We start from the raw sequence: 20529 nt of genomic DNA, 5'->3' as shown, positions 1-20529 counted from the left end.
CTCAGCGTTTTTGCTTGGATAAAACGTTACGGCCCAGACGTTCAAGGGCTGCGCGCAGGTCACCATCGTGAACCCCCTGCGCCGTCCGATCCGCCTCGGCTGCTATTTCAGGTTCGATCTTGGGTTTCGCTTGCTTCGGCTTGTGGTCGAAACTGGCCTGCCCCTCGGCAAATCCTGTTGGAGCGGTCTGGGTGATGCGCACCCGGCTGATGGCGTTATAGCCATAAACCGCATTCACCTTTCCGCGCAGTTGTTCCTTTTGCATTTCCAGCATTGGGGCTTGCGGGCCTGTGGTCAGAACGGTCAGCGTCGCACCGATTCCACCCTTGCCGTAACCCACATTCACTGGCCTCGCGATGGCGGCCATATCCTGACCCACGATCTCGGCCCAATGGGTCAACAGGCGGGATACGGCAAAACCCCGGCTTTCCCCGGCGCGCCGAATCTGGTCGTTCAGCAATGTCGCGGTGCGTTTGAACCCGCGGGTCGAAGAACGTCTGCGCTGCATCTGGTTTCCAACTTCTGCACCGCTATTGTAAAGGGCATACAAACGGGCGCCAGCGAAACCCGACAAGGAGATAGATAAAACTTGCGTGACACCGGTGATTTTGACGTGAGCGGCGCGTTGCTGGATTGGTACGACCGCCATGCCCGCACAATGCCTTGGCGCGTAGGTCCGGCGGACCGGGCGGCGGGCGTGCTACCCGACCCTTATCGCATCTGGTTGTCCGAAGTTATGCTGCAGCAGACCACCGTTGCCGCCGTTCGCGACTATTTTCTGCGCTTCACAACCCGCTGGCCGACGGTCGAGGCGCTGGCCGCTGCCCCGGATGATCAGGTGATGGGCGAATGGGCCGGACTGGGATACTACGCCCGTGCGCGAAACCTGCTGAAATGCGCCCGAGTCGTGGCGGATGAGCATGGTGGAAAGTTCCCCGACACCTATGACGCGCTTTTGAAATTGCCGGGTATCGGCCCCTACACGGCGGCCGCGATTTCAGCCATAGCATTTGATCGCTGTGAAACGGTGTTGGACGGCAATGTCGAACGGGTCATGGCCCGCCTTTACGACATCCACCTCCCGCTGCCGGGGTCGAAACCGCAACTCAAGGACCTTGCCGCCAATCTGACGCCGGCCACGCGCCCGGGTGACTACGCGCAAGCGGTGATGGATCTGGGTGCCACGATCTGCACCCCCAAATCCCCGGCCTGCGGTATCTGCCCCGTACGGGATCCCTGCGCATCGCGGGTGGCCGGAACGCAGGCCGATCTGCCGCGCAAGACGCCTAAAAAGCCAAAACCTACCCGATTTGGACATGTGTATATCGCACGGCGCATTGATGGAGCTTTGCTGCTGGAACGCCGCCCGGACAAAGGGTTGCTGGGCGGCATGTTGGGCTGGCCAGGGTCAGAATGGTCCGAGGCTCCGGTTGAGTTCCCCCCGTTTCCGGCGAACTGGCAGATGCTGCCGGGCGAGGTTCGCCACACGTTTACCCATTTCCACCTGATTCTACGCATCTGGACCGCCCCCCTTTCGTGTCAAACGGACCGTGACGACCTGATCGTCATGGAAAAACACGCATTCCGCCCAAGTGACCTGCCGACTGTCATGCGCAAGGCCTATGACCTCTGGCGCTCGACGTAACCCATTGTACGCCATAGCGTTGTGGGGCTAGTCTGCGCGCAGTTGATCGGAGCCAAATGATGATCGCATCAGACAATCTCTCTCGTTGGCAATCGGCGTCGCCGTTCTGGGTGTCTTTCCTGCTGGTCCCCGTGATCTGGTCCACCGCATTTGCCGGTGGCTGGTGGGTGTTGCTGGTGCCCATGTCAACCTGGTGGGCCTTTGCCGCCCTGGATCGGCTGACCGGCCTGAATTTGGACAACGCCGACCCGGACACATCGGATGGCACGCTGAGATGGTACATCCTGCTGACAAAGGCCTGGGTTCCCGTTCAATTTCTGACTTTGTACGGTCTGATTTGGTACGCAACCCACACGGATCACCTGTCGACACTGTCCAAGGTCGGCCTGTTCTTTGGAATGGGTGTGATTTCCGGCACGATCGGGATCAATTACAGCCATGAACTGATGCACCAGAAGGGTCGGTTCGAGCGGTGGTTGGGTGATATCCTGTTGGCGATGGTGCTGTATTCCCATTTTCGGTCCGAACATCTGCTGGTTCATCACCGTTATGTCGGCACTCCGCGTGATCCGGTCACCGCGCGCTACAACGAGGGTTTCCACCGGTTCTACCCTCGTGTCTTGTGGCAATGCCTGGTGTCCGCCTTCCAGGCAGAACGGGACAAGCTTGCGCGCAAACGGCGTCCGTGGACCGACCCGGCAAACCCATTCTGGCGCTATTGGGCGCTGCAGGCGGGCATGCTTGCGCTGGCGTTTGTTGTTGGAGGTTGGCCGGGCGTTGCTCTGTTTCTGGTCCAGGCCGGTGTCGCCATTTGGCAGCTGGAGCTCGTGAATTACGTCGAACATTATGGCCTGACCCGCAAACACTTGGGTGAAGGCAATTACGAGCACGTCCAGCCGCGCCATTCCTGGAACGCCTCGCAGCGGGCATCAAACTGGCTGCTCATCAATCTGCAACGGCATTCCGACCACCACTACAAACCCAACAGGCGCTTTCCATTGCTGCAACACCACTCAGAGGACGCGGCCCCCCAACTGCCTTACGGCTACCCCGTGATGACCGTCGCGGCGATGATCCCACCACTGTGGCGTCGCGTCATGAACCCCAAAGTTCGGGCATGGCGGCGCCAATATTACCCCGAAGTCACCGACTGGAAGCCCTACAACAAGTCGCTAAACCCTCTGCCCCGTTCCTGACCGCAGCGCGTGCCAACGCGCTGCCCGGCCCAAAGGGATGGATCGCATCTTTGATGCGACACAGACCGGCGGGAGAGTTCTGCTCTATTTCACCCAAACATCCATCCTGTTTTCGACACCCCGAACCACTTGATTTTCGTGTTTGGCAAACTCTGCCGTCAATTCCGCGACGTTATCGCCTTCCTGCATCACCTGCGTACGAACCGCATCGCTCAACACCACGCGCGCGCCAAGCTCGCGTGTCATTGCCTCCAGCTTGGCCGATACATTCACTGCATCCCCGATGACTGCAAATTCCAACCGGTTCGCCCCGATATCTCCCAATACCACCGAGCCGTAGTGGACGCCGATCCCGACATGTATCTCGGGCTCGCCGGCGCGTCGCCGTTCCAGATTCCAACGGTCAATCACGCCCACCATGTCGCGCGCGCAGGCCACTGCGTTGCTCGCATCCAATGGTGTCGGCACCGGGGTCCCAAACGTGGCCATCAGCCCGTCGCCAAGGTATTTGTCCAGCGTTCCGTGATGCCGAAACACCTCGGACTCCATGCGCGCATGAAAACCGCGCAGCACCTCAATCACTTCGTAAGGATCGCGACCAGCGGCAAATTTGGTGAAGCCAACAATGTCGATGAACAGAACGGCTATGTTTTCCTTGCGGATTTGCTTGAGGGGCTCGTCATTCTGGCTCAGCTCATCGACAACATTGGGCGAGAAATACCGCGACAGGTTTGCGCGTTCTCTCTCCAGCCCCGCATTGGTCATCAAGAGCCGGTTAAGACGTCGCATTGAGATGCCAAGCGTGACCGCAACCATCATGAAAACGATGACCTGCTGAATGCGCAGCTCGGGCATAAAGCTGTTGGGGTCCAGCCATTCGGCAACATCCGGATACCCGGTCAGCGCCTCGGCTACACGTTCGCTGATGCCGGGGATTGGGGTTGCAACCCACCAGGCGATCACCCAGCCTGCGGTCCACATCATCAATGTCCATGATCCGATGGCTACAACCGTGCGCCATGAATAGGCCAAGGTGCCTGCGGCCAGAATGATGAAGAAATACTGGAAGTTGTCGAACCGGTATTGCATGGCCAGCGGTCGGACATCATCGCTAAATGGGTTTGGTACGATCATCCCCAGCGTCATGATCAGCAAATCAACGAAGATCAGCAACAACTCGACCCGCGACTGCCCGACCCTGCCTGCGCGCCGGATCAGCCAGCCATTTGCGCAGATGAGCAGCAGGATGAAGTGATACCACAACACCTCCCATTGCGGATTCAGGAAGACCAGCAGAATGCCGGTCAGGCCCATCGCGATCCAGCGCGCGCGGACGGCCAGCTCCAGCCCTTCGCGCTTGTGCCGTTCCAGCGCAGCCTCGGTGTACTTGTTTTCCAGATCGTACACATCCGGCTTGGTGATCGAGAACCGTTCAAGACGGGATTCGCTGGCTGTGGTTTCCGACATGGCCGAGGCTCCTTCCGTGCGCAGCAGGGCAAGAAATCTCATATCGACGCTGAGAGGGCAACAAAACAAAAGACCCCGCCGTGATCGGCGGGGCAAGGCTTAGTGCCTTGTGTCAGGCCACAGGCACCGGCGGTGTTCGTAAATCAGTTGTGCATCTCTGCCCGGATCTGCTGGCGTAGAACGTCGATCGGAACCGTCTTGCCGTCGCGCTTGAAGCACCAGTAGGTCCAGCCATTGCAGGACGGTGCGTTTTCCAAGTGCGCGCCGACCTGATGGATCGAACCTTTGACGTTTTGCCCAACCAGCGTGCCATCCGCACGGACCTTGGCCTTGTGGCGCTGGTTCATGGAATAAAGCTCCTCGCCCGGGCGCAGCATGCCGCGTTCGACCAACTGGCCAAAGGGCACACGCGGCTCAGCGCGTTTGCTGGCGCTGACTTCCAGCGCTTCGCGGTCGAATTTGCGCACCTTCGAGATGCGCTTCTCGGCGACCTTGCGATAGCTTTCCTCACGCTCGATCCCGATGAACTCGCGGCCCAGCATCTTGGCAACGGCACCGGTTGTACCTGTGCCAAAGAACGGGTCCAGCACGACGTCGCCCGGATTGGTCGAGCCGATCAGGACACGGTGCAGCAGCGATTCCGGCTTTTGCGTTGGATGAGCCTTGTCGCCGTTTTCATCCTTGAGGCGTTCATGGCCGGTGCAGATCGGCAGCACCCAATCGCTACGCATCTGTACGCCTTCGTTCAGCGCCTTCAGAGCTTCGTAGTTGAACGTGTACTTGGCACCTTCACGCTTAGACGCCCAGATCATTGTCTCATGCGCGTTGGTAAACCGCTTGCCTCGGAAATTCGGCATCGGGTTCGATTTACGCCACACGACGTCATTCAGAATCCAGTACCCGGCGTCCTGCAGAGCCGAACCAACGCGGAAAATGTTGTGGTAAGACCCAATCACCCAAATCGCGCCATTCGGCTTGAGCAGACGATGCGCGGCCTTCAGCCATTCACGGGTGAACTGGTCATAGACGCCAAAGCTCGAGAACTGATCCCAGTGATCGTCGACCGCATCCACCTGGCTGTTGTCCGGGCGGTGCAACTGGCCTTTGAGCTGCAGGTTATAGGGCGGATCCGCGAAAATCAGGTCAACCGACTCCGCAGGCAGACTGTTCATCACGTCGATGCAGTCGCCAGATAGAATCGTGTTTAAAGGGAGCGCGGTTGCGCCCTTTGTCTTGGTCGTTGTCATATCTCTGCCTCAAGTTCCACGGCGCTTTTGCGCTCATTTGGTTGAGACAAGGATGAGTCAAAGTCGATTCGCCGTCAATTTCTTTTTTGAATCAGCAGCTTACGATTTACTCTTGATACAAGATATTGTGTACCGGTTTGAACGAACGCCTATGATGTGGGGTCACGCCGAGATTTTGCAGTGCTTCTCTGTGTTGTTTTGACGGATAGCCTGCATTCTTTTCCCATCCATAGCCGGGATGCTGTTGCGCCAAATCCACCATCAGTTGATCGCGCCAGTTTTTGGCGATGATCGAAGCTGCCGCAATCGACACCGAATGCGCATCGCCTTTGACGACCGCCTGCGCTGGGATCGTCAGACCCCGCGGGATCATATTTCCGTCGATCAGCAAATAGTCCGGCGGCGGGTCCAGCGCCGCAACCGCGCGCTCCATCGCCAGATGCGAGGCCCGCAAGATGTTGTGTTCGTCAATCTCGGCAACCGTAGCCTCGGCTATGGCGAACTCGGCCCGGTCGCGCACAGCAGCGTCCATTGCAACACGCCGTTTGGCCGTCAGCTTCTTGGAATCGTTCAACCCCTCGGGAATATCTTCGGGGTTCAGAATCACGGCCGCTGCGACCACCGGCCCGGCCAAAGGCCCGCGGCCAACCTCATCCACACCAGCAATACGCAGATATCCTTGCGCGACTGCCGCCTGTTCAATTGAATAATCAGGGTTTGTCATACCCACCGAAAACCGCGTTTCGCGCCCCATCGCAAGACAAAAAGAGAGGGCGGCTTGCGCCACCCTCTCCTGCACGGTGCTTCTGTGGCACCGCTCCTGCTCGAAAGTGATTACTTGTAAACGACGCGGTATCCTTGCTGGCGCAGGCATGCGGGTTCGTATGCCCGCTTCACCTTTTTGCCATTCCAGAAACCGACCTTGCACTCTTGCGGCAGGCTATTGGCATGTTGGTAGTGCTTCTTGAGGCAGCTCGGTGCCAGAAGCGGATGGTTGTTTGAATAGGCGTTATAGGTGCGCAGACATTGCTGTGGCAGGTCGTACCGCGCAACGTGTTGCGGCAGGGGGCGCACTGGGTAACTGGGCTGGGCCACATACGGCTGCGGCGTGTAGGTCTGTTGCCGCGTCGTCCGGTTCTTGCGCTTTTCCTGATTATAGTAATGAACCCCGGCGCCAATGATCGCGATGGCGGCAAGCCCCCCAAGGATATCCTTGGCATCCGCCGCCCGCGCCTGCGAGACCGAGACGCCCGTGATGGTAATTGCAGTGGCTACGATTAATGCGATGAACTTGCGGTGCATGGTGCGTGTCCTTCCTGATGTTTCGGGGCGATCCGGGGCAGACCGCAAACTTGATGCCCCGAAACTGGGTCCACCCTCCTCAGACAAGCAATAACGGGCGGTTGTTATCGGATATCACGCGCCTCAAACCCCTTAGGTTATTGAATATCGGGCCAAGCCATGCGCAGGATGCGGCCTATGAAACCGATCCTCTCTTCTCTGGCCGTTGCGGCCCTGATATCGCTTGGAACCGCCGCGTCGGCCGAGTGCTATGCGGATTACAAGGCCAAGCAGGACAACCCTCTGCGGCTACACTACGGTGTGATGCAGGTTTCGGCCTGTGACAAAGGCCAGGCCCAACAAGAGGTCTCGCAACGCCTCAAGGCGTCGGGCTGGACCTTGTTGAATGTGATGTCCGTCTTTGGGCCGGAAGGATTGGAAAAAAGGAAGGCCAATGCCGGACAATTCTATCTCCGTTACTGAAGCCAGACGGTCAGGATCAAGACTGGTTGGTGCGGGCATTGCGGCGATCATCCTGATTCTTGTCACAGCCGCCGTTTTCCTGTTCTGGACCCTGCCGGACGCCAACGCCTTCAATGCGCGCGTGGAGCGGCTGTTTGTCGAAAGCGACCTGACCTCACAGACCGAAATCCGGTTGTTGGAGATTCTGGCTCAATCCGGCACCGCCTTTGCCGACACTCTGTCCAGCTATCGCATGGTGATTTTCGTGCTGTTGGTCTTTGCCAGCGCCATGCTGGTAACGGCGCTGGTGTTTCTGGTAATGCTGGTGATGTTGAACCGCCGGATGGCCCAGATCGAACGCACTGGTATTCAGGTGACATCCCTGCTGATCAGCCGCGAGGAGAACACCGTTTACCTGAACAACATGGATTTCAAGCTGACCCCGGCGGCCATGGAAACCCTGTCTGTGCTGGCGGAATCCCGGTTGGATGACGAAGTGCTGTCTGGCGCCCAGATCGAAGGGGTGATTTCCGGCAAGGACGCTGCTGATTGTGACGAGGCCGCCGGTGCCACACGGATCAAACGGCTGCGCGATGCTTTGGGCAATCAGATGGTAAGCGAGTTGCTGGTCAAGAACATCGCCAAGAAAGGCTATATGCTGTCCATCGAAAAAGACGTGATCCAGATGGTCTGAACCGACCTTACCGCACAGCTATCGTGCGGTAAAAATGCCGAGACCCCCTCTTGGAAAATCCCGTCCCAGGGCCCATCCTATAGAGACCCGTGCCAGGGAGGTTGATGATGAACGTCCACGCCACACCAAGAACAAAAGGCTATGGGATCTCAGTTGAACGGCTGAACGGTCGGATCGCGATTTACCGGGATGAGACCCTTTTGGCCGCAAGCCATAACGCCAAGGTCATGTATGAAACGCGTCTTCCGCCGACGATCTACATCCCGCGCGAAGACGTGCATGTTGATCTGAGCGACGAGACTGAATTGCAGACCTTTTGCCCGTTCAAGGGCACTGCGACCTATCACGACGTCATCCTTGGCGGTGAGCGGCTGGCCAATTCCGTCTGGGCCTATGAAGAGGCCCTTCCCGAAAGCGTTGCCATTCAGGGGCATATCGGGTTCATGCCCAATGCCTATTCCAAGATCGATTTGGGCGATAACCACCTGCGAGAGCCCGATGACGGCAATATCAGCGGCCCTCTGATCGACTGGCTGATGCGGGGCGCGTCCGAAAACGATACCCCAGAAGGCTTCACCAAAGCACTGGCCGAGAAAATGCTGGAACATGGCATCGCCATTCAGCGTCTCAGCATCCTGACTTGGTCCTTGCATCCGTTGATCGCGGGAAAACACTACATCTGGGAAAAGGGCGAGGCTGAAATCTCGACCAATGTTCCCACTTATGAAATCCACGATCACCCGGCCTATATCAACAGCCCCCTACGACATGTGTCCAACGGGCTGGGCGGTGTGCGCCAGCGATTGAACGCCGAAAATCCGCAAAACAGTTTTCCGATCATGGAGGATCTGCGGGCAAAAGGCGCGACCGATTATGTGGCCATGCCCCTGCGATTCTCGGACGGGCGCACCAATGTCCTGACCCTGACCTGCGATCATCCGGACGGCTTCACCACGGAAAACCTTGGGCTGGTGTTCGAATGCTCTTTGGTGATCGCCCGGTTCTATGAGGTCTTCATGCAGCGTGAAAACGCTCAGGTGCTGCTAGAGACCTATGTAGGCAAACGCTCGGGCGCGCGTGTGCTGGGCGGTGAGATCCGTCGCGGTGACGGCGATGAGATTGATGCCGCTATCATGTTCTGCGATCTGCGCAACTCGACCAGCCTGGAAGAACGGCTTGGACGCGAGGCGTATATCAACCTTTTGAACGACTTTTTCGAAACCGTATCAGGCATCGTGCATGATCACGGGGGCGAAGTTCTGAAATTCATCGGTGACGCTGTTCTGGCCGTTTTTCCTGCGGGCGAGGACTCTATCTCTGCGCGCAGCAACGCCCAACGATCCGCGGTTGAAATTGTTGAAAAGCTTGGAGAACTGCGTCAATCAGGTTCCGACACCCATTGCGATTGCTCGATCGGTGTCGCTTACGGACGCGTGACCTACGGCAATGTCGGCTCGCGTGAACGGCTGGACTTTACAGTGATCGGACAGGCCGCGAATATCGCCGCACGTTTGGGGGAATACGGTAAAACGGTGAACCAAAGGATCGTCGTCTCTGCGGATATCTTGCCAGCGTGCGCCAATGCTCTTCCGCTTGGGGACGTCAAGCTCCACAACGTATCACAACCCGTTGAATGCTACGCTCTCAGGACCTCGGCAGACACCGTTTTGAACGCCTGACACGCACGATCCATCGGTGTTTTCCAACCAGACTGCGGTACAAACTGCGGGCTTCCAAATCGGCGACCAGCGTCTGCTGAGACCATGAACGAAGTGCGTCACCCCCCCAGCAGAATCAGTGCGGTCTGCGCAGGAGAGATCGTGCTTTCCAGCTGCGCAATCTGACTGCGGGCTAGAAACTGATCCGTAAGCCGTTCTACTGCCGCTTCATCCTTGAATTGGCTTAGATCATCGGACCCGGTCAGTCCTGACAACCTGTCCTTGAAGACTTCAAGCTGTCTGTCGATGTTCAGCTGGCCAAAACTGGACGGCAACCCAAGCGCCGTTTCCATCATGCTGCGCAGCGGAGGCAAGCTCATCAAATCGAACCACTTGGTGTCTGTGCTGCCCCCTTTTGCGGCGAGGTCGCTCAGCGCATGTTGTGCATACAATGCGATCCGCATCGTTTCATCCGACTCGCCTACCGCGACTTCGAAACGGGACACCACGTTGTCGCGGGCGACTTCCTCCATATTTGTAATCAGCCCGGTCTTGCGCACCTCACCCGGCCCTAGCCCAAACGCGTCGGAGAACTGTCGATACCTTTTGTCGGACAGGCGGTTTGACAGAGCATCTTGGGCCTTGGTTCCATCAGACAGGATTTTCTGGATGAAATAGCGGTTATCCAGATCGGACTCTAACCCAAAAGCGCCCAGCGCGACTTGTAGCAACCGGCGGTCGGCCACCAGATCCTCTGCCGTTTGGACCTTTTTTATGTTCTCCAGAAAGTACTCGCTGTCCCTTTTGTTGGGTGCGGATGAGGAAAAACTCTCGATCTGTGCGTCATATGTGCGCTGCAGAAATCGCCAACCAACGATCCCGCCCGAAGGTATGACCGGCTGGAACGTCATTGCTGATAGGCCATCAGCCGTTCTTCGCGCGGCAACAGCGCACGCAGGGCCTTGAGGCATTTGTAGTATTGCTCGGCCAGCAGAGCTTCAGTTGCCTCAGCCAAAACTCTGCGACTGTCCGCATCCGTGAAGACCTGGCTCAGTTCCTCAACGCGCCGCAACAGCTGTTGGCGCGCCCGGTCAGGTTCCATATCGCCCGACAGCACCAACTGCGCAGCATAGCATACACGTCGAACAGGCGTGTTCACTTCGTCCGGATGGATGGCGTCCCGCAAGCGAAGGACATTCGCCTCGGGCGTCATAATCGAGAACCGGCTGCGACGGTCTCCGTTTTCCACGACCACACCATTGATCAAAACCCGCTCTTTCGGCGCTAACTTCAAAACCAACCCTGCCATCAGGTGGCCCCCATTTGCCGCAGACCACGCAGAACCGCCATGTTGATCTCAAGCAGAGGTTCAACCGACGCTTTGTTGCCCAACACCTGACTGCTGTGTAGTTCTGTAAACTCAGCCAGATAGAAAATCCGTGCCCGCAATTCATTGGGCAACGCATTATCCGAATCCGTTACGCCGCTGGCCAATACCGTCCAAAGGCGACGGTTTTCGTGCAACGCCTGAACGAACCCACCAAAATCGGATTTTTGCCGGGCGGCGGCGGCCTTGAGACGGCGTGTTATTTTTGAAATCGCTTCGTATTCGGTATCGCGCGGTGTGCGTGTTGGCGCAGCGGTCTGTGCGTATGCGCGTTGAGCAAGGGCTTGCGGTGTCACTTGAAATCCTTCCAGTAATCCGCCACTCGGCGGTCAGTATCGGGGCGCGTCGCCGCGCCCCGACCAAGTTCCTGAACTTAGCGGAACAGCGACAGGATCGACTGCGGTGCCTGATTGGCAATCGACAGCGACTGGGTGGCCAGCTGCTGCTGAACCTGAAGGGCCTGCAGACGTGCCGAAGTCTCTTCCATATCCGCATCGACCAATGAGCCGATACCGGATTTGAACGAGTCCGCCAGGTTCGAAATAAACTCTTTCTGGGTCTCGATCCGGCCCTGAGCCGAACCGAAGGCTGCCGATGCGTCGATCGAGGTGTCGATCAGAGTTTCAATCGTAGCCAGTGCTGCCGTTGCACCCGCACCGGTGGACACATCCAAGCCCGCCATAGCACCCAGACCACCCGAACCCGCATTCACGAACTGAGCCGAGAACGACACGTCACGACCAGTGTTGTTCGTGATGGCCAAAGTACCCTGTGTACCCGAGTCGTACCCAACGGTAAGACCGGTGATGCCCATCTCTTCGATTTTGGCTTTCAGTCCTACGGCGACGATATCGCCGGTGGTGGTCGCGGCGGCGTCTGCCGCTGTCACGGTGTAGGACACGACCTGATCGTCGATGGCAACGACCACCTTGTCGCCAGCGGCAAAAGCACCACTGGATTCATCGGTCACCAGCGCGGTTGCCGAAGTGGCGGTGTTTGCGATGGTCGCACCGACGCGATCATTGCCGGTGGACGATCCTGCCGAACCGTCGAATACCGCCTTGGTTACATAGCCACCGGTCGACAGGTTTTGCCCGGCCACACTGATTGACGAAGCCGTCACCCCGCCCGCGTTGTCACGATCCAACGAAGCCAGAATGGATGCCGAACCGGTCGAACCGTCCACAAGGTTCAGACCATTGAATTGGGCGGCCTTCACCACCGAATTGATCTGCCCCTTGAGCGCAGTCACGTCCGCGTTGATCTTGTCGCGATCAACGTTTTCTTCCTGCGCCGCTACGATTTTCCCTTTCATCTGATTCAGCAGGTCGGTGACGGTTTCAGACGCGTTTCGCGCAACCGCAACGGTGGATTCACCCAGTGCCAGGCTGTCCTTGATCGCGTTGAAGCCTTTGACATCCGATTCCATGACTTTGGAAATCGCCCAAACGGCCGAGTTGTCTTTTGCAGTTGCAACGTCTTTGCCCGTCGAGATCGCGTTCCGTGTTGCCCCAAGGTCCTTGTTGACCGACTTGAGTGTTTGCAGCGCAACCATCGCGCCATTGTTTGTCAGAATGCTGGACATTAGCTTTCTTCCTTTTCCGTTCGGGCCCTTTGCGCCCATGCTCACCCCGCCACTCGTGCGGGCTTTGACGTCTTTCTGATCGGTGCGATCCGCCGTCGGGCTGTTCGCGCCACCTGCTGTTTCCAGGTGCCCGAACACCTTTGACGCCGATACCCTAACGGAGTGCTAAGGCGGGAAGGTCAGAAATTTCGGATTTGAATCAAACCTATAACTATGCCCGTTTTTCCAGTTTTGCGTGGTGTCGTACGGCAAATCCGTTGCGCTGCCCGTCCGCTCCATAGGTGCTGAATTCCTGCCTTACGCGCCGCAGTTCGGCCATGCGATTGGCCACGGCGCGAATCCCATCAGCGGCGCTGTTCAGCAAAGCCTGGTTCCGCTCGACCTTTTTCTGGAGACGAATTAACTCATCACTGTCCAAGACTTCGAGATCGTTGATTGCGCCAATCAGCTTTTCCTTTTCCGGCGCCGTGTGGTGCAACCTGTCCAGATCACCCTGCACAAGCGCGCTTCTCTCAATATCCAGAACCTCTTCCAAGGACTTAATCAGATTGGTGTCAGACATCGTCGGCATTGGTTTTCTCCATCATGGACTGGAACAGAATTTCGGACAGGCCGACGCCGCCGGTTTTGGCCAACTCTCGGGCCTGTTGCTGAACGAGAAACGAGGCGAACTGATCCTCGCCCGCACCGCCACCAAAGGTCTGCCGTGCTTTGCCCAGCCCCGCTGACTTCAACATTTCACCAAGAAACGCTGCCTCCAGCTCGACAGCCGCAGCACGAAGTTTCTCAGATTGTGAGGGCGCTTGAGCCAGTGGAAGGGTCGCAGAAACCTTCATTGCTTTCTCCGAAATTTGCATCGAACTTTCTTGATCAAAGGCGAAAGCGGTTAAAATAAACGTAACTTCCTGCGGGCAAGTTTCAGGTCACACAACCGGAGCCGGAGCAAAATGCCCAATCTCATTTCTGTGGTGACAGCCTCGCCGACCGCAGCCACAAAAACCCAAGCGACCGTTAATGAACCGGGCGAAGACGCCGGCGCAGATTTTGCCACCGTGTTGAAGCAACACGGCGATGCGCCTAGCGATGAGATCGCGGCCCCGGATCCCAAGATTAAAGAAACAGACGATGATACAGAGGCTGAAGACATCGACCCAAAGGGGGAGGCAGAAGTCCTTGTCGATCCCCCGCAGGCTGATTTGCAGGTGGCACAGAATGCAAAGCCAACCTTGGCCGAACCTGTCGGCCATGCCGTACAGGCAACTTCGCCTGACCTGAACGAACAGATTTCGGAAGCAGACGGACGCCCCGACACACAAGTAAGTTTCGTTAAGCCGGACTCGGAAAACCAAAACGCGCGAAAGGTCACTCAGAACTCTCGGAAAGACACGGTTGAACATTTTACACCTATCCAATCTTCAGAAGGGCAACCAAGACCGGAACCAGTCAAATCAAAGTTGCAAACCCCTGAAACACCCGCAAGGGAGGTGGTCGGCCCGACCGTGAAACCTGCGATGGACCGGCAGGAAGCGCAGCATTCGCCTGCACCCATTTCTACGCACCAGCCGAAACTCACGCCGGACCGAGCGCTGAGCATCGCTCAGATGCAATTATTCGCCCCCGAAAAGTCCCGCACGCAGAACGACGCACAAATAGCGCTGGACGTGGAAGAAACCCAACCGCTCAGAGATTCTCTGCCCGTTTCGACCAGCAGGGACGGCGCGCAGACGACTCATTCTTTGACAACGACGGCCCGCTTGGAAACGGCTCGGGCGATTGCGGGGCAAATGGCGGCCGTCATTAATGCGCAACCGCAATCCGGAGTCGTCGAGATTGCGCTAAACCCTGAAGAACTGGGTCGCGTTTCCATCGTATTGAATGGCCGAGACGATGGCCTGCACATGACAATTGCCGCGGAACGCCCCGAAACCTTGGACATGATGCGCCGGCACCTTTCGGTTTTGGAAGAGGAGTTCAGAAATCTCGGCCTCGGCGATCTGTCGTTTGACCTCGGGACGCACTCGGACGCCAGACAGGATCGCCCCAACTCCGAGGCAGAATTGTCTGCAGAAACAGCTCAGGCCCTGGACCCACAAACCAAGGCCCCACCCCTTTCAAGAACCGGCCTCGTCGGCCGTATCGACATGAGGTTGTGATCATGATTACGCCCACCCAACAGAACACCCAAACCCCTGTGCAATCGCAAAACGCGAAAACGCAAAAAAGCACGGGGCTGGCGTCGGATTTCGAAGCATTTCTGAAAATGCTGACCGTGCAGGCCCAGAATCAGGACCCGCTAAAGCCTTTGGATGCGTCGGAATATGCCTCGCAACTGGCGCAATTTTCGATGGTCGAGCAACAAGTTCAAACCAATGATATGTTGTCGGCGCTCAGCCAAACTCTTGGTGGCTCCAATCTTGATAAACTCGGCAAATGGGTCGGCATGAACGTGCGTGCGCCATCGGCTTTCAACTTTGAAGGCGAACCTGTGGACCTGTTTGCCAAGGCCGAGCCCACGGCGAACAAAGCAGTCATGGTCATCCGCGACAGCGACGGCACTGTCGTCGACCGCCTTACCGTTTCAACGACCGACACGAGAACAGTCTGGGCAGGTAAGGGTAGCGACGGCCAGCCTTTGGCGGCGGGCAGTTACTCGGCGACGCTGGAAAGCTATGACGGGGACAAGTTGCTGTCGCAACAGTTGGCTGCCGCCTACAATCAGGTCGTCGAAGCTCAGGTTGCGGAAAATCAGGTGATGCTGACGCTGGCAAGCGGCCAAGTTGTTTCCGCCACGACGGTGTCGGGGGTCAGAGCCGAAGCTTGATCTGCAGGGCGCGACAGGCCAAACCTTGGCAAAATCGACTCACTAACCCAACTGGTGAACCCGCTGCCTGCCCCGACTTGCCCCCCACCTGATCTTATCGACGCCCTTCGTGCCCGTGGCCTTGTCAAGCCCGGCGCGGAGTTTCAGACGTTGTATGGGGGGCGCACCAACCAGGTCTGGAAAGTACTGGGCGGCGGCGGTGACAAGGTTCTGAAACTGTATCGCGCAACGCCGCGCAATCCCCTGTTTCGCAACGACCCAGACCATGAAGCGCAATGCCTGCGCGCCTTGGAACCAACGGGGTTCGTTCCGCGCCTGCGCGCGACCGGAGCGCATGACACGGGCAATTGGGTATTCTACGATCACGCCCCTGGATCGCCTTGGAAAGAGGGGCCGGAGGATGTTGCGAAGTTGTTGCGTAAACTGCACAAGCTCGATGCCGCAGTTCGGGTGCCGGACGGATGCAATGGCAGCGCGGATCTGTCTGAGCACACAGAGCGCATTCTGAGCGAATGCCGGTCGGACACGCGGGCCCGCCTGGCACAGCTATATCCGGCAGGTCACGTTGCCCCGACCGCGCGAACATGCCTTATTCACGGCGATACGGTAGCGGGAAACATTCTTGTCTCACAGTCGGGCATGACCCTGATTGACTGGCAATGCCCAGCTAGGGGCGACCCTTGCGAGGACATCGCAATGTTCCTGTCGCCTGCCATGCAACGGCTATATCGGGGATATCCACTCAGCCCGGCGGAAGAAGAGCGGTTTCTGGCCGCCTATGATCACCCCGAAACGGTCGCGCGATTTACCGAGTTGCGCCCTTGGTATGCTTGGCGCATGGCGGCCTATTGCCTTTGGCGCATCGAAAACGGGGCCGCGGATTATGCTGTGTCGCTGGAGCTGGAAGTCGCCGTGCTTTAAAGCGACCAGAGATCAGCGATCGCCATCGCAGCATAGGCTGGCGGCATCAGCGCACGTCGCCACGCCCCAAGGGGAAACCGCGCTGGAGGCTGCGTAATCGGTTCGGGCAGTTCGTCTGGCTGGTTCAGGACCATGCGTGCAAGGGCGCGTCCGCAGTATGTCCCCATCGCGACACCATTCCCATGATAGGCGAAGGCGGCAAATATGCCCGACTGATTGGGTACTGGCCCGGCATAGGGCGTCAAATTTCGGGACAGGCAAACCATTCCGGACCACATGTGGCTAACTTCTACGTCCGCCCATTCCGGGAACATGCGCCGAAAGTCTTGCTGAGCTGTTCTGCGAATTGCGGCCTCAGCCTTGGGCGAAGACCGCAACCCACCGCGCATACCAAACAAAAACCGCCGGTCGGGCATCAGGCGGAAATAGTGCAGCAAGTTTCGGGTGTCGTAACACATCTGATCCGAAGTCCAGCCCTGCGCCTGCAACTCGGGCTCAGACAGGGGCTGCGTCACCAGAACAGTGGACTGTGCGGGCATGTACCGGCCCGACAACCATTGCGGAACGTCTTCGCTGGAGTACCCGTTGGTGCAGATCAGCACGTTCGCAGCGCGGATAAGTCCCGTTCCAGTCTGAACTTCGAAGCCGGCTTTCGTCTTTCGGATGCTTTCAGCCGCCGTTTTCTGAAAAAGGCGAGCGCCTTGAGATTCCGCAGCAGAGGCGAGCCCAAACAGGTACTTCCTGGGGTTCAGGCCAAACCCGACCGGATTGGTGTACCCGCCGTGAAAGTCACCCCCAAACCCCAGCCCCAGCAATTCGCCTGCTTCGTGCAAGATGCCCGAGTCTTCGGCTGTACGGCGCAGCTTTTCCATCGCCCGTGCGGAATGCGCCAACTGGGTTTCCCCGTTTGAATGCGTATCGGCGTCGATCTGGTGTGTCTCCAGCAGATCGGCAACCAATTGGACAGCGTCACCTTCGGCCTGCTGGTATGACTGTGCAGCGTTCAAGCCGAATTGCCGGACCATGGCCGAATGGCTCAGCTTGGACCCGCCAAGGCAACAGAACCCGCCGTTACGGCCTGAAGCCCCCCAGCCTGGGGTCGCAGCCTCCAATACGGCGACGAATGTACCGGCCTCGGCCAGATGCAGCGCTGCCGAAAGGCCCGTGAACCCGCCGCCTAAAATGGCGACGTCTACGCTCAGATCGCCATCGAGAATTGGCCAATCCGGCGCCGCAATCGTTTCGTCCCACCAGCAGTTCTGCCGCGGCCCGGGGCCATAAGTGTAATCCGGGAACAGACGCTTCATTCGGTGCGCGCAGCGGCAAGTTCATCCTGTTTTTGCCGCACCATTGCCCGTTTCGTGACCAGAGAGGCGGTGATGACGCCAACCGTTACGACCGCAATCATGATGGTTGACAAGGCGTTGATCTCGGGACTGACGCCAAGGCGTACGGCCGAGAAAATCTTAATCGGCAAAGTCGTCGCCGACGGGCCCGACGTAAACGACGCAATCACCAGATCGTCCAGAGACAGGGTGAACGCCAGCAACCAACCCGAAATTACCGCAGGCGCAATGATGGGCAGTGTCACAAGACGAAACGCCTGCGCGGGCGAACAGCCCAGATCCAAAGCGGCTTCTTCCAATGACTTATCAAAAGTCACAAGGCGTGAGGACACCACGACTGACACGAAACACATCGAGAATGTGGTGTGCGCCAGAACGATGGTCAGAATGCCCCGGTCCAGTCCGATGCCGATAAACAGCAGCAGCAGCGACAGACCCGTGATCACTTCGGGCATCACAAGAGGCGCGTAGATCATGCCGGAAAACAGCGTGCGGCCAAAGAACCGCCCGCCGCGCACCAGCACATAAGCCGCAGCCGTGCCCAAAATAGTCGCCAGCGTCGACGAGAACACAGCCACCCTGATTGTGACCCAGGCCGCGTCCAGAAACGCTTCGTTCTGAGCCAGTTCACCGTACCATTTGGTTGAAAACCCCGCCCATACTGTGACCAGTTTGCTTTCGTTGAAGCTGAAGATGATCAGAATGACCATCGGGATGTAGAGGAACGCGAATCCCAAAGTCAGCGAGACCGCGTTGAACCAGCTCATCCTGTTCATTGCTCAGCCTCCGTCTGTTTCTGCTGGTTGCGCTGGAACAGCACGATCGGGATCACGAGGATCAGCAGCAAGACCACGGCAACAGCGCTGGCCACCGGCCAGTCGCGGTTCGAGAAGAACTCTTCCCACAGCACTTTACCGATCATCAGGGTGCCGGAACCGCCGAGCAAAGAAGGGATCACGAATTCACCGATCACCGGGATCATCACTAGGAAACAACCTGCAATGATGCCGGGGCGAGACAGCGGAATAGTCACCAGCCAGAACGCCTGAATCCGGGAGCAGCCCAAGTCCTCGGCCGCTTCGATTAGCGACCCGTCCATACGCTCCAGCGAGGAATAGATCGGCAGGATCATGAACGGCAGATAGGTGTAGACGATGCCGATATAGACCGCCGTGTTCGTGTTCAGAATGGTCAGCGGGGTCGAGATGATACCCAGCCACAACAAGATCTGGTTCAGATACCCTTCGTTGGACAGAATACCCATCCACGCGTAGACCCGGATCAGGAACGAGGTCCAGAACGGCAGGATCACCAGCATCATAAGCGTCGGGCGCCATTCCTCTGGCGCACGGGCCATACCGTATGCGATGGGATAGCCCACCAGCAGGGTCAGCGCCGTCGAGATCAGGGCGATCTTGACGCTGGACAGATAGGCCTTCCAATAGAGATCATCCTCGGTCAGCCAGACATAGTTTTCGAAGTCCAATTGACTGAAGAAGCCTTTGATTCCCGCCCACCCCTGCGACAGGTCCAGCGTCGGCGTGTAAGGCGGAATGGCTAGCTCGGTATCCGAAAGTGAAATTTTCAGGACGATCAAAAACGGCACCAGAAACAGCACCAGCAGCCAGACATACGGAACGGCAATCAGAAACGCGCGGCGCATCAGCTTGCCAGCAAAACCGCGGCGGTTGCTGTCCAGGACAGCCAGACCGGGTCTTCCCATGTAAACGACCGGCGCGAGATACGGCGAGTGTTGGCCGTCTGTGCCTTGATAATCGTGCCGTTCGGCAGTTCAACGTGATAGGTGGAGAGATTGCCCAGATAGGCGATGTCGTGAACCTTGCCCTGCACCGCATTGATGGCATCTGCCGGGCGGTCTGCCGAGATCGTCACTTTTTCGGGCCGGATCGCAAGGTGACAGGTCTGTCCCTGCGAAAACCCGTTGGCCGAGGTCGCCGTCAACGGCGACTGCCCCTCGGCCCAGTCGATCTGATAGGTATCGTCACCGTTGGACGAGGCCCGGCCTTCGATGATGTTCACATCGCCGATGAAATCCGCGACATAGACCGAGTTCGGGTTTTCATAGATGCGGTCCGGTGTTTCCACCTGCATCAGCCTTCCTTGATCCATCACGGCTACGCGGCTGGCAACGGTCATAGCCTCTTCCTGATCGTGGGTCACGATCACGAATGTTGTGCCGGTCTTTTCCTGGATATCCATTAGCTCAAACTGCGTGTCCTGCCGCAGTTTCTTGTCCAGCGCGCCCAGAGGTTCGTCCAGCAGCAGCAGTTTCGGTGCCTTGGCCAGAGAACGCGCCAGTGCCACCCGCTGACGTTGACCGCCCGAGATCTGGTGTGGTTTACGGCGGGCAAACTGTTCCAGCCGGGTCAGGCGCAGCATTTCTTCGACGCGATCCTCAAGGTCATGCTTTGGCATGTTGTCTCGGCGGAGACCGAAAGCGATGTTTTCCCAAATACTTAAGTGCGGAAACAGCGCGTAGGACTGGAACATCATGTTCACCGCCCGTTTGTTCGGTGGCACAGGGTCGATGTCCTGGCCGCCCAGCAGAATATGCCCTTCGGTCGGCGTCTCGAACCCGGCCAGCATCCGCATCATGGTGGTTTTGCCGCAGCCGGACGGACCCAGCAGAGCAAAGAACTCCTTTTCGAAAATGTCCAAAGACAGGTTGTCGATGGCCGTGAACCCACCAAAACGTTTGGTTACATTCTGGAATTGGATCAATGGTTTCGCCTGTGGATCTTCCCACGGCGCAAAGACGGTAGTGTTCAAAACGGCCCCCGTTAGACAGTCTGATTGGA

Annotated in this window: 23 protein-coding genes; 8 read left to right on the top strand and 15 right to left on the bottom strand. The window is 57.8% G+C overall.

Features of this window, described 5'->3' with window-relative positions:
* Nucleotide 1: 1 nt before the first annotated feature.
* Complete coding sequence (locus ACR0AA_RS17105) at nt 2-508, bottom strand: DUF721 domain-containing protein (RefSeq protein WP_480665131.1); 507 nt, start codon at nt 506-508, stop codon at nt 2-4.
* An 81-nt stretch (nt 509-589) separates the two neighbouring features.
* Between ACR0AA_RS17105 and mutY the strand changes: the two genes are divergently transcribed.
* A complete protein-coding gene (mutY, locus tag ACR0AA_RS17100) occupies nt 590-1645 on the top strand; it encodes an A/G-specific adenine glycosylase (protein ID WP_480665130.1) in 1056 nt (351 codons plus the stop codon).
* A gap of 59 nt (nt 1646-1704) precedes the next feature.
* Nucleotides 1705-2841, top strand: a complete 1137-nt coding sequence (locus ACR0AA_RS17095) for an alkane 1-monooxygenase (protein WP_480665250.1) — start codon at nt 1705-1707, stop codon at nt 2839-2841.
* 84 nt (nt 2842-2925) lie between these two features.
* On the opposite strand, the gene ACR0AA_RS17090 is transcribed toward ACR0AA_RS17095, so the two are convergent.
* From ACR0AA_RS17090 to ACR0AA_RS17075, 4 genes are all read right to left on the bottom strand, one after another.
* Complete coding sequence (locus tag ACR0AA_RS17090; RefSeq protein ID WP_480665129.1) at nt 2926-4308, bottom strand: adenylate/guanylate cyclase domain-containing protein; 1383 nt, start codon at nt 4306-4308, stop codon at nt 2926-2928.
* 143 nt (nt 4309-4451) lie between these two features.
* Nucleotides 4452-5555, bottom strand: coding sequence for a DNA methyltransferase (locus tag ACR0AA_RS17085; protein WP_480665128.1), 1104 nt, complete (start codon nt 5553-5555; stop codon nt 4452-4454).
* A gap of 106 nt (nt 5556-5661) precedes the next feature.
* Nucleotides 5662-6279: a ribonuclease HII gene (locus ACR0AA_RS17080; RefSeq protein WP_480756492.1), complete on the bottom strand. Its 618-nt coding sequence runs from the start codon at nt 6277-6279 to the stop codon at nt 5662-5664.
* Nucleotides 6280-6389: 110 nt separating this feature from the next.
* A complete protein-coding gene (locus tag ACR0AA_RS17075; RefSeq protein ID WP_480756491.1) occupies nt 6390-6857 on the bottom strand; it encodes a hypothetical protein in 468 nt (155 codons plus the stop codon).
* Nucleotides 6858-7034: 177 nt separating this feature from the next.
* Between ACR0AA_RS17075 and ACR0AA_RS17070 the strand changes: the two genes are divergently transcribed.
* From ACR0AA_RS17070 to ACR0AA_RS17060, 3 genes are all read left to right on the top strand, one after another.
* On the top strand, nt 7035-7319 hold the full coding sequence (locus tag ACR0AA_RS17070) for a hypothetical protein (RefSeq protein WP_480665125.1): 285 nt from the start codon (nt 7035-7037) through the stop codon (nt 7317-7319).
* Nucleotides 7291-7992 carry a winged helix-turn-helix domain-containing protein gene (locus tag ACR0AA_RS17065; RefSeq protein WP_480665124.1) on the top strand — a complete coding sequence of 234 codons (702 nt, stop codon included), beginning with the start codon at nt 7291-7293 and terminating at the stop codon, nt 7990-7992. The genes ACR0AA_RS17070 and ACR0AA_RS17065 overlap by 29 nt, the downstream gene beginning before the upstream one ends.
* 107 nt (nt 7993-8099) lie before the next feature.
* Nucleotides 8100-9671 carry a DUF427 domain-containing protein gene (locus ACR0AA_RS17060; RefSeq protein ID WP_480756490.1) on the top strand — a complete coding sequence of 524 codons (1572 nt, stop codon included), beginning with the start codon at nt 8100-8102 and terminating at the stop codon, nt 9669-9671.
* Nucleotides 9672-9769: 98 nt separating this feature from the next.
* On the opposite strand, the gene ACR0AA_RS17055 is transcribed toward ACR0AA_RS17060, so the two are convergent.
* From ACR0AA_RS17055 to ACR0AA_RS17030, 6 genes are all read right to left on the bottom strand, one after another.
* Nucleotides 9770-10561 carry a DUF1217 domain-containing protein gene (locus ACR0AA_RS17055; protein WP_480756489.1) on the bottom strand — a complete coding sequence of 264 codons (792 nt, stop codon included), beginning with the start codon at nt 10559-10561 and terminating at the stop codon, nt 9770-9772.
* Nucleotides 10558-10959, bottom strand: a complete 402-nt coding sequence (flbT, locus tag ACR0AA_RS17050; protein WP_480665121.1) for a flagellar biosynthesis repressor FlbT — start codon at nt 10957-10959, stop codon at nt 10558-10560. Before flbT ends, ACR0AA_RS17055 begins: the two co-directional genes overlap by 4 nt.
* Nucleotides 10959-11333 (bottom strand): flagellar biosynthesis regulator FlaF, encoded by a 375-nt coding sequence (gene flaF, locus ACR0AA_RS17045; protein WP_480665120.1) that lies wholly within the window; start codon nt 11331-11333, stop codon nt 10959-10961. The genes flbT and flaF overlap by 1 nt, the downstream gene beginning before the upstream one ends.
* Before the next feature lie 77 nt (nt 11334-11410).
* Nucleotides 11411-12622: a flagellin N-terminal helical domain-containing protein gene (locus ACR0AA_RS17040; protein WP_480756488.1), complete on the bottom strand. Its 1212-nt coding sequence runs from the start codon at nt 12620-12622 to the stop codon at nt 11411-11413.
* Between the two features lie 211 nt (nt 12623-12833).
* Complete coding sequence (locus ACR0AA_RS17035) at nt 12834-13193, bottom strand: flagellar biosynthesis protein FlgN (protein ID WP_480756487.1); 360 nt, start codon at nt 13191-13193, stop codon at nt 12834-12836.
* Nucleotides 13177-13458: a rod-binding protein gene (locus ACR0AA_RS17030; protein ID WP_480756486.1), complete on the bottom strand. Its 282-nt coding sequence runs from the start codon at nt 13456-13458 to the stop codon at nt 13177-13179. Before ACR0AA_RS17030 ends, ACR0AA_RS17035 begins: the two co-directional genes overlap by 17 nt.
* 111 nt (nt 13459-13569) lie before the next feature.
* Here ACR0AA_RS17030 and ACR0AA_RS17025 point away from each other — a divergent pair, with 111 nt between their 5' ends.
* The 3 genes from ACR0AA_RS17025 (at nt 13570) to ACR0AA_RS17015 (ending at nt 16364) form a co-directional block, all read left to right on the top strand.
* Nucleotides 13570-14775: a flagellar hook-length control protein FliK gene (locus ACR0AA_RS17025; RefSeq protein WP_480756485.1), complete on the top strand. Its 1206-nt coding sequence runs from the start codon at nt 13570-13572 to the stop codon at nt 14773-14775.
* A gap of 2 nt (nt 14776-14777) precedes the next feature.
* Complete coding sequence (locus tag ACR0AA_RS17020) at nt 14778-15443, top strand: flagellar hook capping FlgD N-terminal domain-containing protein (protein ID WP_480756484.1); 666 nt, start codon at nt 14778-14780, stop codon at nt 15441-15443.
* A gap of 150 nt (nt 15444-15593) precedes the next feature.
* On the top strand, nt 15594-16364 hold the full coding sequence (locus ACR0AA_RS17015) for a phosphotransferase (protein ID WP_480756483.1): 771 nt from the start codon (nt 15594-15596) through the stop codon (nt 16362-16364).
* On the opposite strand, the gene ACR0AA_RS17010 is transcribed toward ACR0AA_RS17015, so the two are convergent.
* From ACR0AA_RS17010 to ACR0AA_RS16995, 4 genes are read right to left on the bottom strand one after another with little or no spacing between them, the layout of a single operon-like run.
* Nucleotides 16361-17671, bottom strand: a complete 1311-nt coding sequence (locus ACR0AA_RS17010) for an NAD(P)/FAD-dependent oxidoreductase (RefSeq protein ID WP_480665113.1) — start codon at nt 17669-17671, stop codon at nt 16361-16363. The two genes, ACR0AA_RS17015 and ACR0AA_RS17010, sit on opposite strands and share 4 nt — an antisense overlap.
* Entirely contained in the window at nt 17668-18486 is an 819-nt protein-coding gene (locus ACR0AA_RS17005; protein ID WP_480665112.1) for an ABC transporter permease, read from the bottom strand. Before ACR0AA_RS17005 ends, ACR0AA_RS17010 begins: the two co-directional genes overlap by 4 nt.
* On the bottom strand, nt 18483-19373 hold the full coding sequence (locus tag ACR0AA_RS17000; RefSeq protein ID WP_480665249.1) for an ABC transporter permease subunit: 891 nt from the start codon (nt 19371-19373) through the stop codon (nt 18483-18485). Before ACR0AA_RS17000 ends, ACR0AA_RS17005 begins: the two co-directional genes overlap by 4 nt.
* On the bottom strand, nt 19373-20500 hold the full coding sequence (locus ACR0AA_RS16995) for an ABC transporter ATP-binding protein (protein ID WP_480665111.1): 1128 nt from the start codon (nt 20498-20500) through the stop codon (nt 19373-19375). Before ACR0AA_RS16995 ends, ACR0AA_RS17000 begins: the two co-directional genes overlap by 1 nt.
* Nucleotides 20501-20529: the final 29 nt, after the last annotated feature.

The sequence above is a fragment of the Ruegeria sp. CE8 genome, assembly GCF_056537465.1.
Note: the sequence above shows the minus strand (reverse complement) of the source record. Positions and strands in the feature narration are given on the sequence as shown.

Excerpts from the sequence above, each read along its gene's own strand:
- ACR0AA_RS17010 (WP_480665113.1), bottom strand. The coding sequence starts at position 17,671 with ATGAAGCGTCTGTTCCCGGATTACACTTATGGCCCCGGGCCGCGGCAG.
- ACR0AA_RS17080 (WP_480756492.1), bottom strand. The coding sequence starts at position 6,279 with ATGACAAACCCTGATTATTCAATTGAACAGGCGGCAGTCGCGCAAGGA.
- ACR0AA_RS17060 (WP_480756490.1), top strand. The coding sequence starts at position 8,100 with ATGAACGTCCACGCCACACCAAGAACAAAAGGCTATGGGATCTCAGTT.
- ACR0AA_RS17000 (WP_480665249.1), bottom strand. The coding sequence starts at position 19,373 with ATGCGCCGCGCGTTTCTGATTGCCGTTCCGTATGTCTGGCTGCTGGTG.
- ACR0AA_RS17075 (WP_480756491.1), bottom strand. The coding sequence starts at position 6,857 with ATGCACCGCAAGTTCATCGCATTAATCGTAGCCACTGCAATTACCATC.
- ACR0AA_RS17055 (WP_480756489.1), bottom strand. The coding sequence starts at position 10,561 with ATGACGTTCCAGCCGGTCATACCTTCGGGCGGGATCGTTGGTTGGCGA.
- ACR0AA_RS17035 (WP_480756487.1), bottom strand. The coding sequence starts at position 13,193 with ATGCCGACGATGTCTGACACCAATCTGATTAAGTCCTTGGAAGAGGTT.
- ACR0AA_RS17095 (WP_480665250.1), top strand. The coding sequence starts at position 1,705 with ATGATCGCATCAGACAATCTCTCTCGTTGGCAATCGGCGTCGCCGTTC.
- ACR0AA_RS17090 (WP_480665129.1), bottom strand. The coding sequence starts at position 4,308 with ATGTCGGAAACCACAGCCAGCGAATCCCGTCTTGAACGGTTCTCGATC.
- ACR0AA_RS17005 (WP_480665112.1), bottom strand. The coding sequence starts at position 18,486 with ATGAACAGGATGAGCTGGTTCAACGCGGTCTCGCTGACTTTGGGATTC.
- ACR0AA_RS17040 (WP_480756488.1), bottom strand. The coding sequence starts at position 12,622 with ATGTCCAGCATTCTGACAAACAATGGCGCGATGGTTGCGCTGCAAACA.
- ACR0AA_RS17085 (WP_480665128.1), bottom strand. The coding sequence starts at position 5,555 with ATGACAACGACCAAGACAAAGGGCGCAACCGCGCTCCCTTTAAACACG.
- ACR0AA_RS17105 (WP_480665131.1), bottom strand. The coding sequence starts at position 508 with ATGCAGCGCAGACGTTCTTCGACCCGCGGGTTCAAACGCACCGCGACA.
- ACR0AA_RS17070 (WP_480665125.1), top strand. The coding sequence starts at position 7,035 with ATGAAACCGATCCTCTCTTCTCTGGCCGTTGCGGCCCTGATATCGCTT.
- ACR0AA_RS17065 (WP_480665124.1), top strand. The coding sequence starts at position 7,291 with ATGCCGGACAATTCTATCTCCGTTACTGAAGCCAGACGGTCAGGATCA.
- flbT (WP_480665121.1), bottom strand. The coding sequence starts at position 10,959 with ATGGCAGGGTTGGTTTTGAAGTTAGCGCCGAAAGAGCGGGTTTTGATC.
- ACR0AA_RS17025 (WP_480756485.1), top strand. The coding sequence starts at position 13,570 with ATGCCCAATCTCATTTCTGTGGTGACAGCCTCGCCGACCGCAGCCACA.
- ACR0AA_RS17020 (WP_480756484.1), top strand. The coding sequence starts at position 14,778 with ATGATTACGCCCACCCAACAGAACACCCAAACCCCTGTGCAATCGCAA.
- ACR0AA_RS17030 (WP_480756486.1), bottom strand. The coding sequence starts at position 13,458 with ATGAAGGTTTCTGCGACCCTTCCACTGGCTCAAGCGCCCTCACAATCT.